A 19,827-nucleotide genomic window follows, 5' to 3' on the forward strand; every position below is an offset into this window, starting at 1 on the left:
GTCGTGCTCCTCAGTCGGCCGTCGCCGGCTGCAACTGCTCTTCCACCGCCGCCAACGCCTGCTCGGCGGTGCAGTGCGTCATGCGCGTCTCGCCAATCGTCACCGTCGGGCCGTGCTCACAATTCTCCGTGCAGAACATCGCGCGGATATCCACCAGATGCGAGAGCGAGTGCTCTTCCACATGCTGCAACAGACGTTGCAGAATCTGTTGCGAGCCTTTCACGTAACAGTTTGTCCCCACGCAGACGCCCACCTTCAGCTTGCCTTCCGGCGCCTGCAGAATCGGGAACGGCTCCTCGTCCATGCGTCGCCGGTTGACGTAGTGCGTGTGCAGCAGATGGTGCGCCTTCTCGCCGCCCACCTCGCCCAGGCACCGCGCATAGGTCTCCGCAATGTAGGGGTTCTCCTGCGATTTGTGCAGCGGAGCCTCGCGGTCGGCCTTGTACAGGCCCTGGCTGCGGCGCGCGCGAACCTCGCGGCTCGTGCTCACCGGCTGCCCCGCGCCGCCCACACAACCGCCCGGGCAGGCCATCACCTCAATCAGGTCATAGTTCGACTTGCCGTCGCGAACCTGCTCGGCCACCACGCGCGCATTGCGCAGCCCATGCACCACGGCCAGCTTCAACTCCGCACCGCCCACCGGCACCGTCGCCTCGCGCAAGCCACTCTCGCCACGCACAGCGTGGAAGTCCACGTTGCGCAGTTTTTCGCCCGTGACTTTTTCAGCGGCAAAGCGCAGCACCGCTTCGGTGACGCCGCCGCTGGCTCCAAAAATGACGCCCGCGCCCGTGTAGAAACCGAACGGCATGTCGAACGACTCCGGCTCCAGACGGTCGAAGCGCACACCGCGCGATTGAATCATGCGCGCCAGCTCCTGCGTCGTCAGCACGTAGTCCACTTCCTGCACGCCGTCCTGCCGGAATTCCTCGCGCCGCGCCTCAAACTTCTTGGCCGTGCACGGCATGATGGAAACCACCACGACGTTCTCGCGCGTGGTCTTCAACTGCTCCGGCAGAACTTCCTTCAGCAACGCGCCGAACATCTGCTGCGGGCTTTTGCAGGTCGAAAGGTTCGGCAGAATCTCCGGGAAGAACTGCTCGGCGTATTTGACCCAGCCCGGGCAGCACGAGGTGAACTGCGGCAGGTGTTGGCCCGCGGCCTTGCGCTGCAGGAACTCCGTCGCCTCTTCCGTCACCGTCAGGTCGGCGGCAAACGACGTGTCATAGACCTGGTCGAAGCCGAGCCGCCGCAGCGCCGCCACAAGCTGCCCGGTCACGATCTCACCCGGCTTCAGCCCCATGGCTTCGCCCAGTCCCACGCGCACCGCCGGAGCGATCTGCGCCACCACCGTCTTGTCCTTATCGGCAATGGCCTTCCATACCAGTTCCATCTCGCTCTTGACGGTCAACGCGCCCGTCGGGCACACCGTGGCGCACTGCCCGCAATTCACGCAGGAAACGTCGGCGAGGTCCTTGCCCATCGCGGGCAGTACTGCCACCTCGTGTCCGCGGTAGGCAAAGTCAATGGCGCCGATGCCCTGTATCTCCGAGCACATGCGCACACAGTCACCACAAAGCACGCACTTGTTCGGGTCACGCACCAGCGACGGCGAGCTGACGTCGATCGGCTTCCGCTTCTGCACCGGCTTGAAGCGCACCTTCTCGATGCCCAACTGCCGCGCCAGATTCTGCAACTGGCAGTTGGCGCTACGCGCGCACGTCGGACAGCTCTGGTCGTGGTTCGCCAGCAGCAGTTCCACGCTGATCTTGCGGATCTCGCGAATCTGCTCAGTCTGCGTGCGCAGCTTCATGCCCGCTTCCGGCGGCGTGGAGCAGGCGGCCATGATGCCGCGGCCTTCCACGTCCACCAGGCACAGCCGGCACGCGCCGTAGATGCTCAATTCGGAGTGATAGCAGAAGGTCGGCAGGTCGATGTCGGCCTTGCGAATCAGCTCCAGCAGGTTGCGCTCGCCCTCGATTGCGACGTCGCGCCCATCAATCGTCAGCAGGGGTTGCACGTTCGGTTTCATTTACACCCCCTCCACGGCCGCCAGGTTGCACACCTGCGCGCATGTACCGCACTTGATGCACAACTCGGGGTTGATGTGGTGCGCCTGCTTCTTCTCCCCCGTAATGGCTCCGACCGGGCAGTCCTTGATGCACAGCCCGCAGCCCTTGCACTTTTCCTGGTTGATCTCCGGGCGAAGCAGCGCCTTGCAGCGCCCCGTCTTGCACACTTTGCGCAGGACGTGGTCCTCGTACTCCTCGCGGAAGTAGCGCATCGTCGAGAGCACCGGATTCGGCGCCGTCTTTCCCAGCCCGCACAGCGAGCCGGTCTGCACGGCCTTGCCCAGCGATTCCAGCAGCACCAGCGTGTTCTCGTCGGCGCGGCCTTCAATCACATCGTCGAGCAGTGCCAGCAACTGCCGCGTGCCCTCGCGGCACAGCACGCACTTGCCGCAGCTTTCGCGCTGCGTGAATTCCATGAAGAAGCGCGCCACGCTGACCATGCAGGTGCGCTGGTTCATCACCACCAGCCCACCCGAGCCGACCATGGCGCCCACCGACTTCAGCGAGTCGTAATCGAGCGGCAGGTCCAGATGCTGCTGCGTCAGGCATCCGCCCGAAGGCCCGCCGATCTGCACGGCCTTGAAGCCAGCCTTGTCGATCTTGCCCTTGTCGTTCGTAACGCCGCCGCCGACTTTGAGCACGACCTCGGCGAGCGTGGTGCCGAACGGCACCTCCACCAGCCCGGTGTTGGCCACGTGCCCAGTCAACGCAAAGGTCTTGGTGCCCGGCGAAGTCTTGGTGCCGATGGAGCGGAAGACCTCCGGCCCTTCGTTGAGGATGCGCACCACGTGCGCCAGCGTCTCAACGTTGTTGATCACCGTCGGCTTGCCCCACAGCCCCTTCTGCGCCGGGAACGGAGGCTTCGGCATGGGCATGCCCCGCTTGCCCTCGATGGAGGCGATCATCGAAGTCTCTTCGCCGCAGACGAATGCGCCTGCGCCTTCCATCACCTCGCAGCGCATCTTCAAGCCGCTGCCAAAGACGTTGTCGCCGAGAATGCCTTCGTGCTCGGCGTCGGCCACCGCCTTGCGCATGCGCTTCACCGCCAGCGGATACTCGGCACGCACGTAGACGTACATCTCATCGGCTCCGATGGCGCGCGCGGCAATCATCAGCCCCTCGACAACCGAGTGCGGATTGCCTTCCATCACGCTGCGGTTCATAAACGCCCCAGGGTCGCCCTCATCGCCGTTGCAGATGACGTACTTCTTCGGCCCGGGCTGCACGCGCGCCGCCTCCCACTTGCGTCCCGTGGGAAAGCCGCCGCCGCCGCGGCCGCGCAGGCCGCTGTCCAACACCGTCTTGCAGACTTCCTCCGGCAACATCGCCACGCACGCCTTGCGCGCCGCCTGGTAGCCCCCGTGCAGCATGTACTCGTGGATGTCTTCCGGATCGATAAAGCCGCACTCGCGCAGCACAAAGCGCTGCTGTTGCAGGTAGAACGGATTGTTCTGCGGCCCGATGCAGTGCTTTTTCGTCGCCGGGTCGATATAGAGCAGGCGGTCGACGGCCTCGCCGCCGATCAGGGTACGCGTAACAATCTCCTCCACATCGGCGGGCTTCACCTTGCAGTAGAGGATGTCCTCGGGCATCACGGTCACCAGCGGCCCCATCTGGCAGAAGCCCTGGCACCCGCTCTTGCTCACGCGGATTTCGTCGTCGTGCTCCTCGGTGCGTAGCTCGAGCGTCACGTTCAGCCCGGCGGCCTTCATGCGCTCGTCAAACTCGTGGTAGACCTTCAGCGAGCCGTTGGCCATGCAGCCGGTTCCGGCGCAGATGATCACGCGCCGCTGCTTGCTGGCCTGGGGCGCAAATTGTACGGTCATTGCGCCTCCTTCTGCGTGATCTCATCGATCAGCGCCACCGCCGCCTCCGGCGTCATCTGCCCGTGCACATCCTCGTTGATGACCACCACCGGTGCCAGTCCGCACGCGCCAAGGCACGCCACGGTCTCCACCGTGAACATCTGGTCCATGGTTGTTTTGCGTTGTTCGGTCACGCCGAGGCGGGTGCGCACGGCTTCCAGAATGGGTTGGGATTGCTTGACGTGGCAGGCCGTGCCATCGCACAGGCGCACCACGTACTTGCCTTTCGGCTCCAGCGCAAAGTGCGCGTAGAACGTGGCCACGCCAAAGACCCGCGCCGGGGGGACGCCCAACGAGGTCGCTACAAAGGTTAGAACTTCTTCTGGCAGATACCGGTACTCATCTTGTATGGCCTGCAGGATCGGGACCAACCGTGCAGGCTTCCTCTGGTTCTCCGCCAGGATCGCACACACTCTCTCGAACTTCTGGGCGCTCGTCGCTATGGTTCCCATGAATCCGCCTTGATAATTGCTGGGTTCTCAGCTTGCAGCTCAGTGCCGCCAGCGAGTTATACAGGTCTTCGTTCTGCACAATGATTCCCGCCGGCACCTTCAGCGTGACCGGTGCAAAGTTCCAGATGGCGCGCACGCCGCCTGCAACCAGCATTTCGGCCACCGACTGCGCGTACTCGGCCGGGGTGGTAATAATGCCGATATGGATGCCCATCCGCTGGGCCAGCGAGGGAAGCTTCTCTAGCGGTAAAACATGCTTCTCATGAATCTGCGTGCCGACCTTCGATGGATCCGCGTCGAATGCCGCCACGATGGTCATGCCAAACTGCTCGAACTTCTGGTAGCCAAGCAGCGCCGAGCCAAGGTGCCCCGCCCCCACCAGGAACGCCTCGTTCACGTTGTCCCAGCCAAGGAAGTGCTCAATGGTCTCCAGCAGCTCCTGCAACTCGTAACCGACCTTTGGACGTCCGACAATGCCGGTGTATTGCAGGTCCTTGCGAACCTGCACCGGCAGCAATCCCAGCGACTCCCCGATTCGCGTGCAGGAAACCGAACCTACGCCCTGCTCGCGCAGCTCCACCAGAAAGTGGTAATACTTCGGCAGCCGCCGCAATGTCGGTTCTGGAATCAGCGTGGTCATCAGTTCATCCGCCTCTCTTCTTCTTGAATCTCAATACCCCAATACGTTCGGCCCCGGATCGGTTCCCAACTGCGGACTGCCCCACTGCATCCCGCAAGAATTCCACAGAAAATAATCGATAATGCTTTATCTATTAAGAGCCATAGCCCTTGCTTTGGCGGTGATTTCCATCACAAGCCAGAGTGTCCGGTGTCATAACGGGTAATCATGACAAATATCGCATTTTGTTGTGCTTACGCGCCAGAGAGAAATTGCCTCGCGCGTCCGCAGCCATCCTGCCCGGCCGTCGTATTTTTCCTTATCTAAAACGGTTTAGATGGTGTACAAAGGTGCCGCTATGCGCACCCCCTCGGCATTCTCAATCTTCTTATCTCTCATTCTGTGCGCTTGGGCCGCCCCGGCTTCGGCGCAGACCGTCTCCGTTTACCAGACGACTTCGAGCCTCTCGCAGGCGCTCACGCCGCAATCTTCGGTCTCATTCGCCAGCACGGGCACCGGCTCGCAAACCATCACGCTTACCGAGGCAAAGACCTACCAGCAGGTGGAGGGCTTTGGCGCGTCGTTTACTGATTCAGCGGCCTGGCTGGTCTACAACAAGCTGACCACAGCGCAGCGCGCCCAGCTCATGCAGCAGTTGTTTGACCGCAGCAACGGCATCGCGCTCGGCTTCCTCCGTCAGCCCATGGGTGCCAGCGACCTCTCGCTGAATTTCTATTCCTACGACGACATGCCCACCGGCCAGACCGACGCGTCGCTGGCGAACTTCTCCATTGCGCACGATGAGGCCTACATTCTGCCCGTCCTGCAGCAGGCGCTGAGCATCAATCCCAAGCTGAAGATCATGGCCACGCCGTGGAGCCCGCCGGGCTGGATGAAGTCCACCGGCTCGCTCGTCTGCTCGGTCAACGGCTCAAACTCCACGCTGAATTCCTCCGCCTACCAGCCGCTGGCGAATTACTTCGTCAAGTTCGTGCAGGCGTACTCCGACGATGGCGTGCCCGTCGACTACGTCAGCCTGCAGAATGAGCCGCTCTACTGCCCCAGCGGATACACCGGCCTGATGATGCAGCCAAGCGAGCAGATGAGCCTGCTGAACGGCTACGTTGCTCCGGCCTTCAAGAACGCCGGACTCTCCACCAAGGTCATGCTGTGGGACCACAACTGGGACAACACCAGCTACTCCGCCGCGGAGATTGCCGACGCTTCGACGCTGGCCAACTCCGCCGGCGTGGCCTGGCACCACTACGCCGGAGACCCTTCGGCGATGACCACCATTCATGACAAGGCGCCGCAGCTCTCCGCCTGGGTGACCGAAGCCAGCGGCGGTGACTGGCAGAGCGGCAACGTCCTCATCACCGAAGGCACCGAGCTGATTCAGTCCATGCGCAACTGGGCGCGAGCCTACGTGCTGTGGAGCATGGCGCAGGACCAGGACCGCGGCCCCTATGCCACCACCAGTGACGGCCAGCACGGCTGCTCCAACTGCCGCGGCGTGGTCAAGGTCACCTGGGACAAGACCGGCTCCGGCGGCGCATCCACGGTCACGCCCGAACTCGACTACTACGTGCTCGGGCACGCCAGCAAGTTCGTGCAGCCGGGCGCCTACCGCATTGACTCCACGCAGAACACCAGCGCCGGTCTTTACGATGTGGCCTTCCGCAACCCCGACGGTTCCATCGTCGTCTACGTCGCCAACAGCGCGTCGGCGGATCTCAGCTTCAATGTGAAGTTCGACAACCAGTTCGCCACCACCACCATCAAGGCTGGGGCGCTGATGACGCTGGTGTGGACGCCCACAACAACGCCTGCCGTCAGTCTCACACCGGCCGCCACCGGCCTGACCGTTAGCGCCGGCGCGAGCGGCACGGTAGCGCTCGCGGTCACGCCCGTGAGCGGCACGCCGACGGTCAGCTTCGGCTGCACGGTGGTGGATGGCTCGGGCAACTTGGTCAGTGGCGTCTCCTGCGCCGTCGCGCCCACCAGCCTCACCTTTACGGACAGCGCCACGCAGAGCGCGACCGTCACCGTCACCAGCACCAGGACTACCTCGGCGCTACGCCCACCAGCTTCAGCCAACGGAACCACCTGCGCCTCCGCACGGCACGCACGCTTCGGCCTTGCCTCACTCGCAGGGCTTGCCTTTGGCGCACTACTGCTTGCGCCGTGCCGCAGACGCCGCGTAATGATCTTTTCCGTGCTTGCGCTGCTAATGCTGGCCTGCGCCTCCTGCGGCGGCGGTTCCGGCTCCACCACCTCCACGCCTGTCACGACGACCAAGACCGGCACCTTCTATGCCAACGTGACGGCCACACCCTCCAGCGGAGCGGCTGTGACGGTCTCGCTGCAAGTGCTGGTGAAGTAACTCTTTTACATGCGTTCCCCGCCTCCGCCTGCACGGTAGAGGCGGGGAATGTGCCTCCCTCCCGCACGGCCAAGAAAAAGGATTCTTTCAACTACTCCGCGTGACTTTGGTCATCGCCCGCCTCGCAAGGCTGCCGCACAATCGCAGCATAGTGAGGAGGCGACATGAACACACAGGCAGAGAGAACCGTTCGGGAGGTGGCATTGAAGACCACCGCAGCGCCCGCCGTGCTGGAAGCGCTGGGCATTGACTACTGCTGCGGCGGGCAGTTGCCGTTTGACGAGGCCTGCCGCCGTCGAGGCCTTGCGCCCGAACAGGTGCTGGAGCGCATTCGCCATGCGTCCGCCTTGCAGACGGCGCGCACCGCACTCAGTACGGACTGGCAGACCGCACCGCTCACCGACCTGGTGGCACACATCATGCACACCCATCACATCTTCGTGCGCAGCGAGTCTCCGCGCCTGCTGGCGCTGGCGGAAAAGGTTGCCGCCAAGCACGGAGAGCGCCATGCGGAATACGGCGACGTGCTGGACATCTTCCGCCAGTTGGCCGAGGAGTTGCACATCCACCTGTTGAAGGAAGAGCAGGTGCTGTTCCCCTACATTGAACGGTTGGAGGAGTCCTCCCTGCAGCACGAGGCGGCACCGCCTTCGGCTTGCTTCCCGTCAGTGGCCAACCCCATCAACATGATGGTGCATGAGCACGACAGCGCCGGAGAGGCCCTGCGCCAGCTGCACGCGCTCACCGGCGGCTACGCCGTTCCGGCTGACGCCTGCATGAGCACGCGCGCCCTGTTCGAAGGACTGGCGGCCTTTGAAGCCGACCTGCACCGGCACATCCACCTTGAGAACAACATTCTGTTCCCCCGAACCCTGGCCATGGCTGGCCGCTAGAGTTCCCTTAGCAACCACTATGCCCGTCTTTGCCCCCCAGCGAAGGCGGGCGTTTTTCTGCCCGCGCGTGGGCCTCAAACTCCTGCCCGAAACTTGAAGCCTGAAACTTGAAACTAGGTCCTCTCTCCCCTTTTGCCTGACAGGCCGCTGCCCGGAGTGCTAGCTTAGTGGTCATGGCGGGCCCGGAACCGGATCGCAAACAGCAAATCGGCCGATATCGCGCGCTGCTTGGCGTGGCCAACGCCATTGCCAGCCAGACCGGCCTGCAAACGCTGCTGGAGAGCTTGCGTACCTTTCTCTTTGACGTGCTTCCGTTCGAAGCACTCAGCCTGCTGCTGCTCACCGAAGACGGCAAGAACGTGCGCGTGGCTGCGCTGGAACGGGAAGACAAAGTCCCCGCGCTGCCGCTTGGCATCGAATCTCCCATCGAAGGCACCTCCGTGGGACGGGCCATTGCCGAGCAGCGCCCGGTGTATATCCCCGATATCGATGCCGAGTGCGACCGCTACCCTGTGCTCTCCTCGCGCATTGTCAAAAGCGGGCTGCGCAGCGGATACATTTTTCCGCTGTTCACGCCACGCGGTCAGCTCGGTGCGCTCACCGGCGGCAGTTCCAAGGTCTTCAAGCTCTCCCCTGAAGATATGGAGTTGATGGTCTCCGTGTCCTCGCACGTGGCTGTCGCGCTGGAGGGAGCGCTGGCGAGCGATGCCCTCAGCCACTATCAGCAGCAGCTTGCGGAAGAACGCGACCGCCTTCGCCTGCTTCTGGAGATCAACAACCACCTGGTGCAGCACCTCCAGATCAACGATCTGTTCAGCGCTGCCAGCGTCAGCCTGCGCCGATACTTTGCCAATGACTTCGTGGGCCTTTGGCTGCTCAACAAAGAACGCCGCATCATGGAATGCGCGGCCATGGACTTTCCTGACAGCAAGGGCGACCTGCTCAACATCCCCTCATCGGAGTTGACCTCGACGGACATTGAGGACCTCCGCGCGCGGCGCATGGAAGTGCTCTCGCGGGAGGACATGAAGGAACTTCCCCCAGCGGTGCAGTGGAGGCTTGCGCAGGAAGGCATTGAAACGCTGGCCGTGGTGCCGCTGTCAACCTCCAACGGCCCGCTCGGCATCTTCTCGCTGGGCAGCCGCCGTGCAAACTACTTTTCTCCGAACGACCTCGACCTGCTCTCACAGGTGGCCACGCAGGTTTCACTCGCCATTGACAACGCGCTCGCCTACGGACAACTCAGCGCCTCGCACGAGCGCGTGGAGCAGGAACGGCTTTACCTCGAGTCGGAAATCCAGTCGGAATACAACTTCGGCGACATTGTGGGCAAAAGCGCGGCACTGCGACAGGTGCTGGAGCGCGTCGCCATCGTTGCGCCAACCAGCTCCACTGTCTTGCTGCACGGCGAAACCGGCACCGGCAAAGAGTTGATCGCGCGCGCCATCCACAACCTGAGCCCGCGCAAGGACCGCACCTTCGTCCGCCTGAACTGCGCCGCCATTCCTTCCGGCCTGGTGGAAAGCGAACTGTTTGGACACGAAAAAGGCGCTTTCACCGGCGCGCTCATGCAGAAGCGCGGACGCTTTGAAATCGCCGACCGCGGCACGCTGTTCCTCGACGAAATCGGCGATATCTCACTCGAATTGCAACCGAAGCTGTTGCGCGCGCTACAGGAACAGGAGTTTGAGCGGCTCGGCAGCTCCAACACCATCCACGTCGATGTGCGGCTGATTGCGGCCACGCACCGTGACTTGTCGGCGATGATCCAGGCCAACCAGTTCCGCGAGGACCTGTTCTACCGCCTCAACGTCTTCCCCATCGAGATTCCTCCGCTGCGCGAGCGCCGCGAGGACATTCCGATGCTGGTGCAGTATTTTGTCTCGCGGCTGGCGCGGCGCATGCAGAAGAACGTGCAGACCATTGCCCGGGACGACATGCAGGCCCTGATCGAGGCCCCCTGGCCAGGCAACGTGCGCGAACTCGAAAACTTTATTGAGCGCTGCGTGATCCTGACGCAGGGCTCCGAGCTGCACGTGCCGTTGCAGGAACTCAAACTCGGCGTCATGGTGGCAGCTTCCACTCCCGAACCGTCCAGGACAGAGCAAAGACGCCGCCCCGTCATGGTGGCTGAGCCTGGCCCCGTATTCTGCTCGCGTGCGGCGCAACCGCAGCCGCCGCCACGTCCATCTACGCCACTAAACTCTCCAACTGCTGCGGCACCTGCCACTGCATCCGGCTCCACCTTCGCCGAGGCCGAACGGCAGGCAATTGTGGAGGCACTCCGCGCTGCCGGTGGCCGCGTTGCCGGCCCCGGAGGCGCCGCCGAGCGCTTGGCGCTCAAACGCACCACCCTGCAAAACAAAATGCGTAAGTTGGGCATCACCCGCGAGATGCTTCAGTAGCTTTTGCGGCTCCGCCTTCCTGCCCATATTAGGGCGCCAAATAAGCGTTCCTGCGTTTTAAATATGCCCATTTATGGGCATATGACTGATGCCCAAAATTGGGCACTGCATAGAATCAACAAGTTGCATAGATTTTTATTTGGCACGCGGCGTGCTCTTCTCTCATGCGTTAGATCGAGAGGCTGAGCCGCCATGCTGCGGATTGAATGTTCGCAAAAAGGCACAACGCTGCAGATGAGGGTTCACGGAAGGCTGGTATCAGAGTACGTGGAGGATGCCCGGAGCTGTCTGCGAATGTTGCGCGAAGGCTGGAGCCTTGAGGTGGACCTGTCGGAGCTGACGTATGTGGATTCGGCAGGAGAAGCGACGCTGATGTGGTTGAGTGATCGCGGCGCGCGCTTCCGCGCCAACGGGTTTTACGCCCTGGCGCTGTGCTCGCGGCTGAAGCTGCCGCAGTGCTTGGCGACGCCCCAAGCCACCGGATCGATCATGAGTTGAGTTGTACGGGTTGAACTCCCTGGATTGCGCTGCACGGATTGAACAAGGTTGGGCGGCAAGCTGGGAGGTCAATGGAGAGTGCGCGCCGCCCTTTTTGGCGATGAACCTGCCCTTCAGACGCCGAACGCACTTTCCCCCCTGGGCGCGGTATTCACCGGCAAGCAGTGAATGCCGCGCCTGCCCAGGAAGCAATGAGGTTTGAGGAGCCGGGTGCGTTGGCTTGCGAATTCGCGCTCCTCAGCTCCGTAAACGTCGCGACCGTAGCTGAAAACAAATGCAATCCCCCGGCCGGCGCGGCGTTTGCGGAGTGTAAGGCAAGTTCAGGATCGGACCAACATTCGATGCGGTGGCTCCACAGGACGAGCGAACAGGAACAGACTACCCACCGGCCGGCCGTGGCTTCCAGTGACGACAAGCACGCCGTCTTTCAACAGTGGTACAACCAGTTGCACTGGATTGCGCTGCTCATCACCGCCTCCGACGAATCGGCTCAACGGGCGGTGGTCAACGCCAGTGAGCTGGCGGACGAGGCTAATTCCGTCTTCCGCGACTGGCTTGTACGCTGGGCGCGTGAGGCAACCGCCCGCGCTGCCATTCAGGAAGCCCACGACACCATTACCAGTTCCTCCACCCACTACGTTTCTGAACCCTGCCAGCACAGCTACCATGATCCGCTGACCCCGCAGCAGATTGAGATGCTGCGCCAGGTGCCGCTGGCCGTGGTTCATGCGGAGCTGGATGCCATGGCGCGCGCCGTTCTGGTGCTGCGCGGCATCCACCAGAACCCGACGGCGGCCTGTGCGCGCCTGCTCGACGTTCCGCGCGACCGCGTCTCCAACGCGTATTGCCGGGTGGTACGGTGGGTGCAGCAGGTGGACGCAGAAGCCGCTCTGGCCCAGAAGTAAAGTATCAATATTCGAGGTCCGGCCCGGGCAGGGGGTTCCGATGAAGCAAATGCGCGCCGCGGCGTGCGCCAAGAGGCTCGCGCAACCCCGTTTCGGCGACTACAATTTCGCTGACTTAAAAGCTTTGTCAGGAAGCACGTACGGAATGAACAGATTCGTTGGAAATTTTCTGCGCGCCACGGTTGCCGGAGTGCTGGCAGCCTGCTCGGTACTGGCCGTGGCGCAAAATGCATCCCAGGCTTCGGCCACGGCGGAAGCAGCACCGCTGCTGACCGTGGATGACGCGGTACACGAAGCGCTGGTGCACAACCGCCTGGTCAAGAACTCTCTGCTCGAAGTGGACAAGGCCGGCTTCCGGCTGGACACCATGCGCAGCCGCCGTCTGCCTCAGTTTCAGGTGGGCGCCATGAGCGGCGAGTTGCTGCACTCCTTCGACTTCACCTTCCCTGCCGGCGTCTTCGGCACCTATCCCGGCCTTGGCCCCATTCCGAGTACCACCGCCAAGGTGCACACGCCGCAGCAGTGGTCCACCTACGCGCTGGCCGGTATCGACCAGCCGCTCTCTCAGCAATACAAAATTCATCTTGGCATCCGCGCCGAGCAGTTGAACAAGCAGTTGACGCAGGAGCAGGTGCGCGAGCAGAAGCAGAAGGTAGCGGCGCAGGTGCGCACCGCGTATTACGAGACGGTGGCCACGCAGTCGGCGCTGGAAGCCGCGCGCGACGCGGTGAAGACCCTGGAAGAAGCGACTCGTTTCGCCCATGAGAATGAGGCGCAGCACACTGTGTTGCACGGTGACGTGTTGCAGGTGGAAGCCCGCCTGGCCCGTCAGCAATATCAGGAAAAGGTGGCTGAGAATGGCTTGGCCACGCAGCACGAGCACCTGAACCAGCTCCTGGGGCGCGAGATCACCACGGGCTTCCGCGTGGATGCCATGCCGGAACTGGATGAGAGCGACCTGACGCTGGAGGCCGCACGGCAGCGCGCGCTCGACGCCCGTCCGGAGGTTCGCGAGGCGAAGTTGAAGGTACAACTGGCGGAGACCGACCGCAAAATTGCCAAGGCCGAGTACATTCCCGACCTCAGCGTTTCCCTGCATTACCTCGGCATCAACAACGTGGAAGTGGTACCGACCAATATCGCAGCCGCCGGCTTCCTGCTGACGTGGGAGCCGTTCGACTGGGGACGCCGCCATGACAAGGTAAGCGAAAAGGCAAAAACCGTGGAACAGGCGCGCAACGGTCTCGGCGAGACCGAGTCGCTGATTGCCGTCGAGGTCGGCATGCGCTTCCGCAAATGGCAGGAGGCGAGCCTGCTACTGAAGGCAGCGCGCGGCGAGCGTGAAGCGGCTGCGGAAAAACTGCGCGTCACCTCCAATCAATTTCAGGAACATGCGGCGCTGTTGAAGGACGTGCTGCAGGCCGAGGCGCAGAACGCCGACGCCCAGTACCAGTACCAGCAGGCGCTCTCCGGTTACTGGAGCGCACTGGCCGAGCTGCGCAAAGCCATGGGAGACGAGTAAGACGATGCGAAAGACGATTTTGTGCGTAACGATGGCGCTTGGGTTGAGCGCGTGCCACACCAGCAAGCCGATGGTGCAGCCTCCGCAGGGTGTGCAGACGGAGAAGGCGGAATTGGCGCAACACAACGACGACGCGCTGCGCTTCTCCTCCGTGGTGATGCCGGATACGCAAGTGGTGACGGCGTTCAACATTCCGGGCTACATCAGCGCGCTGGGCCGCTCGGCCAGCGGCGCGGAGTTCGATGAAGGCGATTTCGTCTCCAAGGGAACCGTGCTGGCGCGCCTGCGCAGCAGCGAGTACGAAGACAAGGTGAAGCAGGCGGCTTCGCAGGAGGACACCGCCTCGGCCGCCGCCGAAAAGGCCCGGCTCGATGTGGACCGCGCCAACCGCCTGTGGGAGAAAAACAGCCTGACCAAGCCCGACTACGACGCCGCGCACGCGCAGTATGACGCCACGCAGGCGCAGTTGCGCGGAGCCAAAGCCAAGAAGAGCGAAGCTGCAATCGCCCTGCATGACACCACGCTGCGCGCACCGCTCTCCGGCTTCGTCATCAAGAAGATGGCCGAGACCGGTTCATTCGTCGGACCGGGCGTGCCGGTGTACGTGGTGGCCTCCACCGACGTGGTGAAGCTCACTTTCGGCGTGCCGGACATCACGGTTGCGACGCTGAAGCTGGGCATGCCGGTCACGCTGACGAGCGAGGCCATGCCGGGCCGTAGCTTCCAGGGCAAGATCAGCCGCATCGCCGCTGCAGCCGACCAGAAGACGCGCAACTTCGACGTGGAAGTGACGATTCCGAACCGCGGCCATCAGCTCCGCGTAGGCATGATTGCCCTCGTGCAACTCGGCTCGCAAAAACCGACGGCGGCGCTTCCGCTGGTGCCGCTGGCTGCGATTACGCAGGCCAACGGAGGCTATGCGGTCTTCAAGCCGGTGGCGGGCACGAACGGTACAGTCGCCCGGCTGACGCTGGTGGAAGTCGGCGCGGTGCAGGGCGGAAAGATTGAGATCGTCAAAGGAGTCTCGGCGGGCGAAACCGTGATCAGTTCCGGCGCGAACCTGTTGAAGGATGGCCAGGCCGTGGAGGTACTGCGGTAGCCATGGTCTACACCGGACGCAATCCCGCACGCTACTTCACTCACAACCGCCAACTGGCGTGGGTGGCGCTGATCGCCGTGATGGCCTGGGGCGTCTTCGGCTATCTGCAGATGCCGAAGCGCAAGGACCCGGAGATTCCGGTGCGCACAGCCATCGCCGTCTGCACCTGGCCGGGAATTCCGGCAGACAAGGTGGAGCAACTCGTCACCCGCAAAGTTGAGCAGGCGGTGGCGGGCAACTCCACGGTGGAGAAGATCGAGTCGAACTCCATCGACAGCGTCTCCATCGTCAAGGTGCACCTGCAGGACTCGATCAACAACACCAAGGAGCAGTTCCAGGACATTGGCCAGCGGCTCGACCAGATTCACGACCTGCCGCAAGGAGCCGGGCCAATTCAGTGGATCAGCGACTTTGGCGACACCGCAACGTTGATGCTGACGGTGGCCAGCCCTGAGGTTCCGCAGACAGAGCTGGCGCTGCGCGCGCGCGGCGTGCAGCAACAGATCGCAACTGTTCGCGGCAGCACAACGGACAACCGCGTATCGGTCTTTTACTGCTATCCCTCCACGTTGCCGGCGGTGAACGTGGAGCGTCCGTTTGCGATGCTCGCACGCCAGATGGTAAGCGACAAGCTCGGCGTGGACCCGAGGCCGTTCAGCGTGGCCAGTTGCTCCGGCGTGGACTTTGCGACCGGCGCGACCGACGAGCAATTGCGCGCTTACGGTGAAAAGTTTCTGGAAGAAAACCTGCGCAGCTATGAGATCCACCCCGACGCGTGGGGCCCGATCATCGTGCGCGACCCGCAGCAGACGCTGGCGAAGCTGAGCGCGCTGGCCGGCGACCGCTACACCTATCGCCAGCTCGACGACTTTACCGACCTGCTGCAGCGCACGCTGCAACGCGTGCCGGAAGTTGCCAAGGTGCAGCGCTCCGGCGTGCTGCCGGAGAACGTCTTCCTCGAATATTCGGCGGACCGCCTCGCGGCCTTCCACATGCAACCCACGCAAGTGGCCAGCGTGCTGGGCGCGCGCAACGTCACCATGCCAGGCGGCGTGCTGGAGACCAAGCAGCGCAACGTGCTGATCGACGCGGGCACGGAGTTCAAGAGCGAGCGCGAAATCGGCAACGTGCTCATCGGCAGCTCGACCAGCGGCACGCCGGTCTACCTGCGCGATGTGGCGCAGGTGGAGCGCGGCTACCAGAGCCCGGCGCGTTACGTAAACTTCCTCACCTCCGAGGACGCACAGGGCAACTGGCACCGCAACCGCGCCATCACGCTCGCCATACAGATGCGTTCGGGCGAACAGATCGGCCACTTCAGCAAGGCTGTGGACGCCGCCATTGAGCAGACAAAACGTCAGCTTCCGGCAGACCTGATTCTGGCACGCACCTCCGACCAGCCGCGACAGGTGAATGAGCTGGTTTCGCTACTGATGCAGAGCCTGTACGAGGCCGTGGTGCTCGTCGTAGTCGTCTCGCTCATCGGCTTCTGGGACTGGCGCGCGGCGGCACTGATGGCGGCTTCGATTCCGCTCTCGCTCGCCATGGCCTTCGGCGCGGCGCACGTCATCGGCGTGGACATTCAGCAGGTCTCTCTGGCGACATTGATCATCTCGCTCGGCCTGCTGGTGGATATGCCAGTGGTCGCCGGCGACGCCATCAAGCGCGAGATGAGCGCTGGCTCTCCGCGCGAGACTGCCTCCTGGCTCGGCCCCACGCGGCTGGCCAAAGCCATCATCTTCGCCACCATCACCAACGTGGTTGCCTACCTGCCGTTCCTCGCGCTTGAGGGCGACACCGGGCGCTTCCTTTACACGCTGCCGATTGTGATGACCGCGACACTGGTGGCGGCGCTAATCGTCTCGTTTACATTTATTCCGCTGATCGCCTTCTACCTGATCAAGGCGCCGAAGACACTCGAGGTGCCGATTGCCGAGCGGCGCAACCACGGCTTCACCGGACTCTACTATCGCGTGGGAGACTTCGCGCTGCATCATCGCTGGCGCGTTTTTGCTCTGTCACTTCTCGTACTGGTGGCGGGCGGCGCACTGCTGCGCACGCTGAAGCCGCAGTTCTTCCCCAAGGATCTGTCGTACCTCTCCTACGTGGAGGTGTGGCTGCCGCCGGAGGCGCCGCTGGGCGCCACGGAAAAGGCCGCCATGCAGGCCGAGCAGGCCATCCGCAAGGAGACCGAACGCTACGCCGCCGAGCATCACGAGCCGAAGATGCTCAAGAGCCTGACGACGTTTGTCGGCGGCGGCGGACCGCGCTTCTGGTTCAGTGTGGAGCCGGAGCTGCAACAGCTCAACTACGCGCAGATCGTGGTGGAAGTCACGAACAAGCATTACACCAACCAACTGGTTGGCGCGTGGCAGACGGCGTTGAGCCGCGAGGTGCCGGGCGCGCGCGTTGACGTTCGCCAGCTTGAAACCGGCAAGCCCGTCGGCATCCCGGTTTCCGTGCGCCTCTCCGGGCCGGATGTGGATGTACTTCGCCAGCTTTCCGCGCAGATGCAGTCGATTCTGCGCTCGGCGCCGAATGCCACTCGCGTACGCGATGACTGGGGCGAACCTGCACTGAGCGCACGCCTCACGGTCGACGCCGACCGCGCCAACATCGCGGGCGTCACCAACCTGGACGTGGCGCTGTCTTCCACCACGGGCATGAGCGGCATACAGGTCTCCACGCTGCGCGAGGCCGACAAGCAGATTCCGATCACGCTGCGGGCACGCATGGAAGACCGCGCGCGGCTCGACGATCTGGAGAATATGTACGTCTACTCGCTGACCAGCGACCAGCGCGTGCCGCTACGGCAGGTGGCGCACGTGGAACCCGCGATGGCCACACCGCGCATCTGGCGGCGCAACCAATTCCGCACCATCACCGTCTCGGCCTTCCCCGAGCCGGGCGTGCTGCCCTCCGAAGTACTGACGCCGGTGAAGGAGCGTATCGATACCTTTGCCAAACAGCTTCCGCCGGGCTACACCATGGAGTACGGCGGCGAGTACGAAGAGCAGGTCAAGGGCTTCAAGAACCTCGCCGTGGTGATGTGCATTTCTGTGGTGCTGATCTATTTCGCGCTCTGCATCCAGTTCAACAGCGCGGTCAAGCCGCTTCTTGTATTCGGGGCCATTCCTTATGGCATGACCGGAGCCTTCGCGGCGCTCTCTCTCATGAACCAGCCGTTCGGCTTCATGGCCTTCCTTGGCATTGCCAGCCTCATCGGCGTCATTGTCAGCCACGTCATCGTCTTGTTCGATTTCATTGAGGAGGCGCACGAGCGCGGCGAACCATTGCGCGAGGCGCTGCTCGACGCCGGAATCATCCGTCTGCGCCCGGTGATGATTACCGTCTGCGCCACCGTCTTCGGCCTGGTGCCGCTGGCGGCGCACGGCGGGCCGCTGTGGGAGCCGCTCTGCTATGCGCAGATCGGCGGACTTACCATCGCCACGTTCGTCACGCTGATTCTGGTGCCCGTGCTCTATTCGATCTTCGTGCTCGACCTGAAACTCATCAAGTGGGAGCACAAGCCCCACGCCGAGCCGCAGGTTGAGGCGGAAACGACTGAGTCGTAATGGTAAGACGGCTCAACCTTGCCCGGTTCGCTCCCGTCGCGAGCCGGGCGTTTTTGTTTCCGCCGCGGAACTGAGAACCTCTTCTTGATCTTGCAGGCCGCCCCACCGGCGCACCAGAAGCGCATGAATCATGCCGCGCAAGAGCCGCGGGGAAATAGAGGTGGTAGCGGCTGGAACAACAGCCTGACGCATCTGGCGCGTCCGTCGTACACGCTGTGCCTGCGTGCCTCTCGACAACGCCTTCGCTTCAAAGAACAGGGCCGGTGCCCATAGCGGCCCGGCCCGTCAGTCTCGTTCGCTTTGCATTGTGCAGTGATTACGCGGCTTGCTGCTCCAGGTCCTCAATCAACTCGGCCACCACGTGCTGGTCAATATTGAGAAAGCCGCGCGTCACTTTGGCGAGACCGAGGTAGAGGTCTTCCTTGGCGAAGCGGGGAATGTCATTGCAGAACGTGGGCACCCAATTGATGAGGTGCTCGTGCAGAAACTTCTGCTGCTTCCGCAGGTACTCAATCCCCTCCTTGGCGCGACCAGCCTCGAAGTGCTCGAGTGCTTTGCGGTTGAGGATGACCATGAAGGAAAGTTCGAGCGCGAGATGATCTTCAGGGTCGGTAAAGTCAGGAGCCTTGCCAATGCCCTCCGAACGATAGAAGGCGAGCACCTGGTCGCGCGCCTCCTGCATCAGCAGGCGCTGCGGGCTGGTGTAGACGGACTCGTACGGATACGCCGCGCCGCTGGAAGTCTGTCCGGTTCCAATGAAGGCGCGCACGTAGTCGACGGCAAGATCGACGAGGGTGGTGTCGGAAATATTTTGCTGGAACTTCTGCCAGAGCGCGTAGCCCTCGGCCACATCCGCGTCGTCGATCTCGGCGGTGAACTCGGTGGTCTTCAGGTCATCGAGCAGCGACGGATCGACTTCCAGGCGGAAGAGCCGGGAGAGCAGACTATAAGTGCCAATACGGCTGAGCATCAGTTCAGAAAGGTCCAGCGAAGCCTCGGTGGTATTCACGGCAACTCCTCTCCCAGCAAGTGGGACGCGGAGAGGGCTGGCGCCCTCACGCGGTTAAGAAAGAATCAGAAAGGCCCCGCCTGCAGCCCAATTGCGAGCTGCTGCGGGACCTGGTAAAGCAAGCTGGCGTCGTCGGAGGTCCACATGCGAATCAGTTGCCAGGTGTAGACCATGAGCACGACCGCAATCACAATCGCCACCACGGAGAGTACCCGCAAAGCCTCTGCCTGACGGTGCAGCCTGTATGCATAAATACCCATGAAGACGGTGCTGACGAAAACGACAATCAGTTCGCGCGACAGCACGGAGTTCGGATTGGCAAAGGCTCCGAAGATGCGCTCCGGGTGTCCGAGATAGATGGCGCCGGAGAGCAACCCCAGCACCATGGAAACGAAGGCGGCGGCAGCCACCGGGAAGTGCAGCTTGGACCACTTCCCGATGGCACACACCGCTCCCGCCGCGGCCAACTGCACCGCGGCGAGGCAGGTCAACAAAGCGAAGAATGTCGCCCACGAGAGTTCCATGGAGGCCTC

General features: G+C 62.9%; 14 protein-coding genes. 8 read left to right on the forward strand and 6 right to left on the reverse strand.

The window, feature by feature from the left end:
* Positions 1-10 precede the first annotated feature (10 nt).
* Genes AC6IZO_RS08980 through AC6IZO_RS08995 form a run of 4 tightly spaced genes read right to left on the reverse strand, consistent with a single transcriptional unit; the run spans position 11 to position 5,026 of the window.
* A complete protein-coding gene (locus AC6IZO_RS08980) occupies positions 11-2,029 on the reverse strand; it encodes an NADH-dependent [FeFe] hydrogenase, group A6 (protein WP_497804451.1) in 2,019 nt (672 codons plus the stop codon).
* The gene (locus AC6IZO_RS08985; protein WP_497804452.1) at positions 2,030-3,895 is read right to left on the reverse strand and encodes an NADH-ubiquinone oxidoreductase-F iron-sulfur binding region domain-containing protein; all 1,866 of its coding nucleotides are present in this window, start codon (positions 3,893-3,895) and stop codon (positions 2,030-2,032) included.
* Positions 3,892-4,386, reverse strand: a complete 495-nt coding sequence (locus AC6IZO_RS08990) for an NADH-quinone oxidoreductase subunit NuoE family protein (protein WP_497804453.1) — start codon at positions 4,384-4,386, stop codon at positions 3,892-3,894. The genes AC6IZO_RS08985 and AC6IZO_RS08990 overlap by 4 nt, the downstream gene beginning before the upstream one ends.
* Entirely contained in the window at positions 4,274-5,026 is a 753-nt protein-coding gene (locus AC6IZO_RS08995; protein WP_497804454.1) for a redox-sensing transcriptional repressor Rex, read from the reverse strand. The genes AC6IZO_RS08990 and AC6IZO_RS08995 overlap by 113 nt, the downstream gene beginning before the upstream one ends.
* Positions 5,027-5,363: 337 nt before the next feature.
* Between AC6IZO_RS08995 and AC6IZO_RS09000 the strand changes: the two genes are divergently transcribed.
* From AC6IZO_RS09000 to AC6IZO_RS09035, 8 genes are all read left to right on the forward strand, one after another.
* Positions 5,364-7,388 (forward strand): glycoside hydrolase family 30 protein, encoded by a 2,025-nt coding sequence (locus tag AC6IZO_RS09000; RefSeq protein WP_497804455.1) that lies wholly within the window; start codon positions 5,364-5,366, stop codon positions 7,386-7,388.
* A 164-nt stretch (positions 7,389-7,552) separates the two neighbouring features.
* Positions 7,553-8,281, forward strand: coding sequence for an iron-sulfur cluster repair di-iron protein (gene ric / locus AC6IZO_RS09005; protein WP_497804456.1), 729 nt, complete (start codon positions 7,553-7,555; stop codon positions 8,279-8,281).
* Between the two features lie 173 nt (positions 8,282-8,454).
* Positions 8,455-10,686: a sigma-54-dependent Fis family transcriptional regulator gene (locus AC6IZO_RS09010; RefSeq protein ID WP_497804457.1), complete on the forward strand. Its 2,232-nt coding sequence runs from the start codon at positions 8,455-8,457 to the stop codon at positions 10,684-10,686.
* A gap of 294 nt (positions 10,687-10,980) precedes the next feature.
* Positions 10,981-11,184, forward strand: coding sequence for a hypothetical protein (locus AC6IZO_RS09015; RefSeq protein ID WP_497804458.1), 204 nt, complete (start codon positions 10,981-10,983; stop codon positions 11,182-11,184).
* Between the two features lie 395 nt (positions 11,185-11,579).
* Positions 11,580-12,089, forward strand: coding sequence for a hypothetical protein (locus tag AC6IZO_RS09020; protein ID WP_497804459.1), 510 nt, complete (start codon positions 11,580-11,582; stop codon positions 12,087-12,089).
* 145 nt (positions 12,090-12,234) lie between these two features.
* The gene (locus AC6IZO_RS09025; protein ID WP_497804460.1) at positions 12,235-13,611 is read left to right on the forward strand and encodes a TolC family protein; all 1,377 of its coding nucleotides are present in this window, start codon (positions 12,235-12,237) and stop codon (positions 13,609-13,611) included.
* Positions 13,612-13,615: 4 nt separating this feature from the next.
* Complete coding sequence (locus AC6IZO_RS09030; RefSeq protein WP_497804461.1) at positions 13,616-14,710, forward strand: efflux RND transporter periplasmic adaptor subunit; 1,095 nt, start codon at positions 13,616-13,618, stop codon at positions 14,708-14,710.
* A gap of 2 nt (positions 14,711-14,712) precedes the next feature.
* On the forward strand, positions 14,713-18,285 hold the full coding sequence (locus tag AC6IZO_RS09035; RefSeq protein ID WP_497804462.1) for an efflux RND transporter permease subunit: 3,573 nt from the start codon (positions 14,713-14,715) through the stop codon (positions 18,283-18,285).
* Between the two features lie 316 nt (positions 18,286-18,601).
* Here the strand turns inward: AC6IZO_RS09035 and AC6IZO_RS09040 are convergent, their stop codons facing one another.
* Complete coding sequence (locus AC6IZO_RS09040) at positions 18,602-19,294, reverse strand: TorD/DmsD family molecular chaperone (RefSeq protein WP_497804463.1); 693 nt, start codon at positions 19,292-19,294, stop codon at positions 18,602-18,604.
* 65 nt (positions 19,295-19,359) lie between these two features.
* A complete protein-coding gene (locus AC6IZO_RS09045; protein WP_497804464.1) occupies positions 19,360-19,818 on the reverse strand; it encodes a hypothetical protein in 459 nt (152 codons plus the stop codon).
* Positions 19,819-19,827: the final 9 nt, after the last annotated feature.

The sequence above is a fragment of the Oryzophilus luti genome, assembly GCF_059726245.1.

Excerpts from the sequence above, each read along its gene's own strand:
- AC6IZO_RS08980 (WP_497804451.1), bottom strand. The coding sequence starts at position 2,029 with ATGAAACCGAACGTGCAACCCCTGCTGACGATTGATGGGCGCGACGTC.
- AC6IZO_RS08985 (WP_497804452.1), bottom strand. The coding sequence starts at position 3,895 with ATGACCGTACAATTTGCGCCCCAGGCCAGCAAGCAGCGGCGCGTGATC.
- AC6IZO_RS08990 (WP_497804453.1), bottom strand. The coding sequence starts at position 4,386 with ATGGGAACCATAGCGACGAGCGCCCAGAAGTTCGAGAGAGTGTGTGCG.
- AC6IZO_RS08995 (WP_497804454.1), bottom strand. The coding sequence starts at position 5,026 with ATGACCACGCTGATTCCAGAACCGACATTGCGGCGGCTGCCGAAGTAT.
- AC6IZO_RS09000 (WP_497804455.1), top strand. The coding sequence starts at position 5,364 with ATGCGCACCCCCTCGGCATTCTCAATCTTCTTATCTCTCATTCTGTGC.
- ric (WP_497804456.1), top strand. The coding sequence starts at position 7,553 with ATGAACACACAGGCAGAGAGAACCGTTCGGGAGGTGGCATTGAAGACC.
- AC6IZO_RS09010 (WP_497804457.1), top strand. The coding sequence starts at position 8,455 with ATGGCGGGCCCGGAACCGGATCGCAAACAGCAAATCGGCCGATATCGC.
- AC6IZO_RS09015 (WP_497804458.1), top strand. The coding sequence starts at position 10,981 with ATGTTGCGCGAAGGCTGGAGCCTTGAGGTGGACCTGTCGGAGCTGACG.
- AC6IZO_RS09025 (WP_497804460.1), top strand. The coding sequence starts at position 12,235 with ATGAACAGATTCGTTGGAAATTTTCTGCGCGCCACGGTTGCCGGAGTG.
- AC6IZO_RS09030 (WP_497804461.1), top strand. The coding sequence starts at position 13,616 with ATGCGAAAGACGATTTTGTGCGTAACGATGGCGCTTGGGTTGAGCGCG.
- AC6IZO_RS09035 (WP_497804462.1), top strand. The coding sequence starts at position 14,713 with ATGGTCTACACCGGACGCAATCCCGCACGCTACTTCACTCACAACCGC.
- AC6IZO_RS09045 (WP_497804464.1), bottom strand. The coding sequence starts at position 19,818 with ATGGAACTCTCGTGGGCGACATTCTTCGCTTTGTTGACCTGCCTCGCC.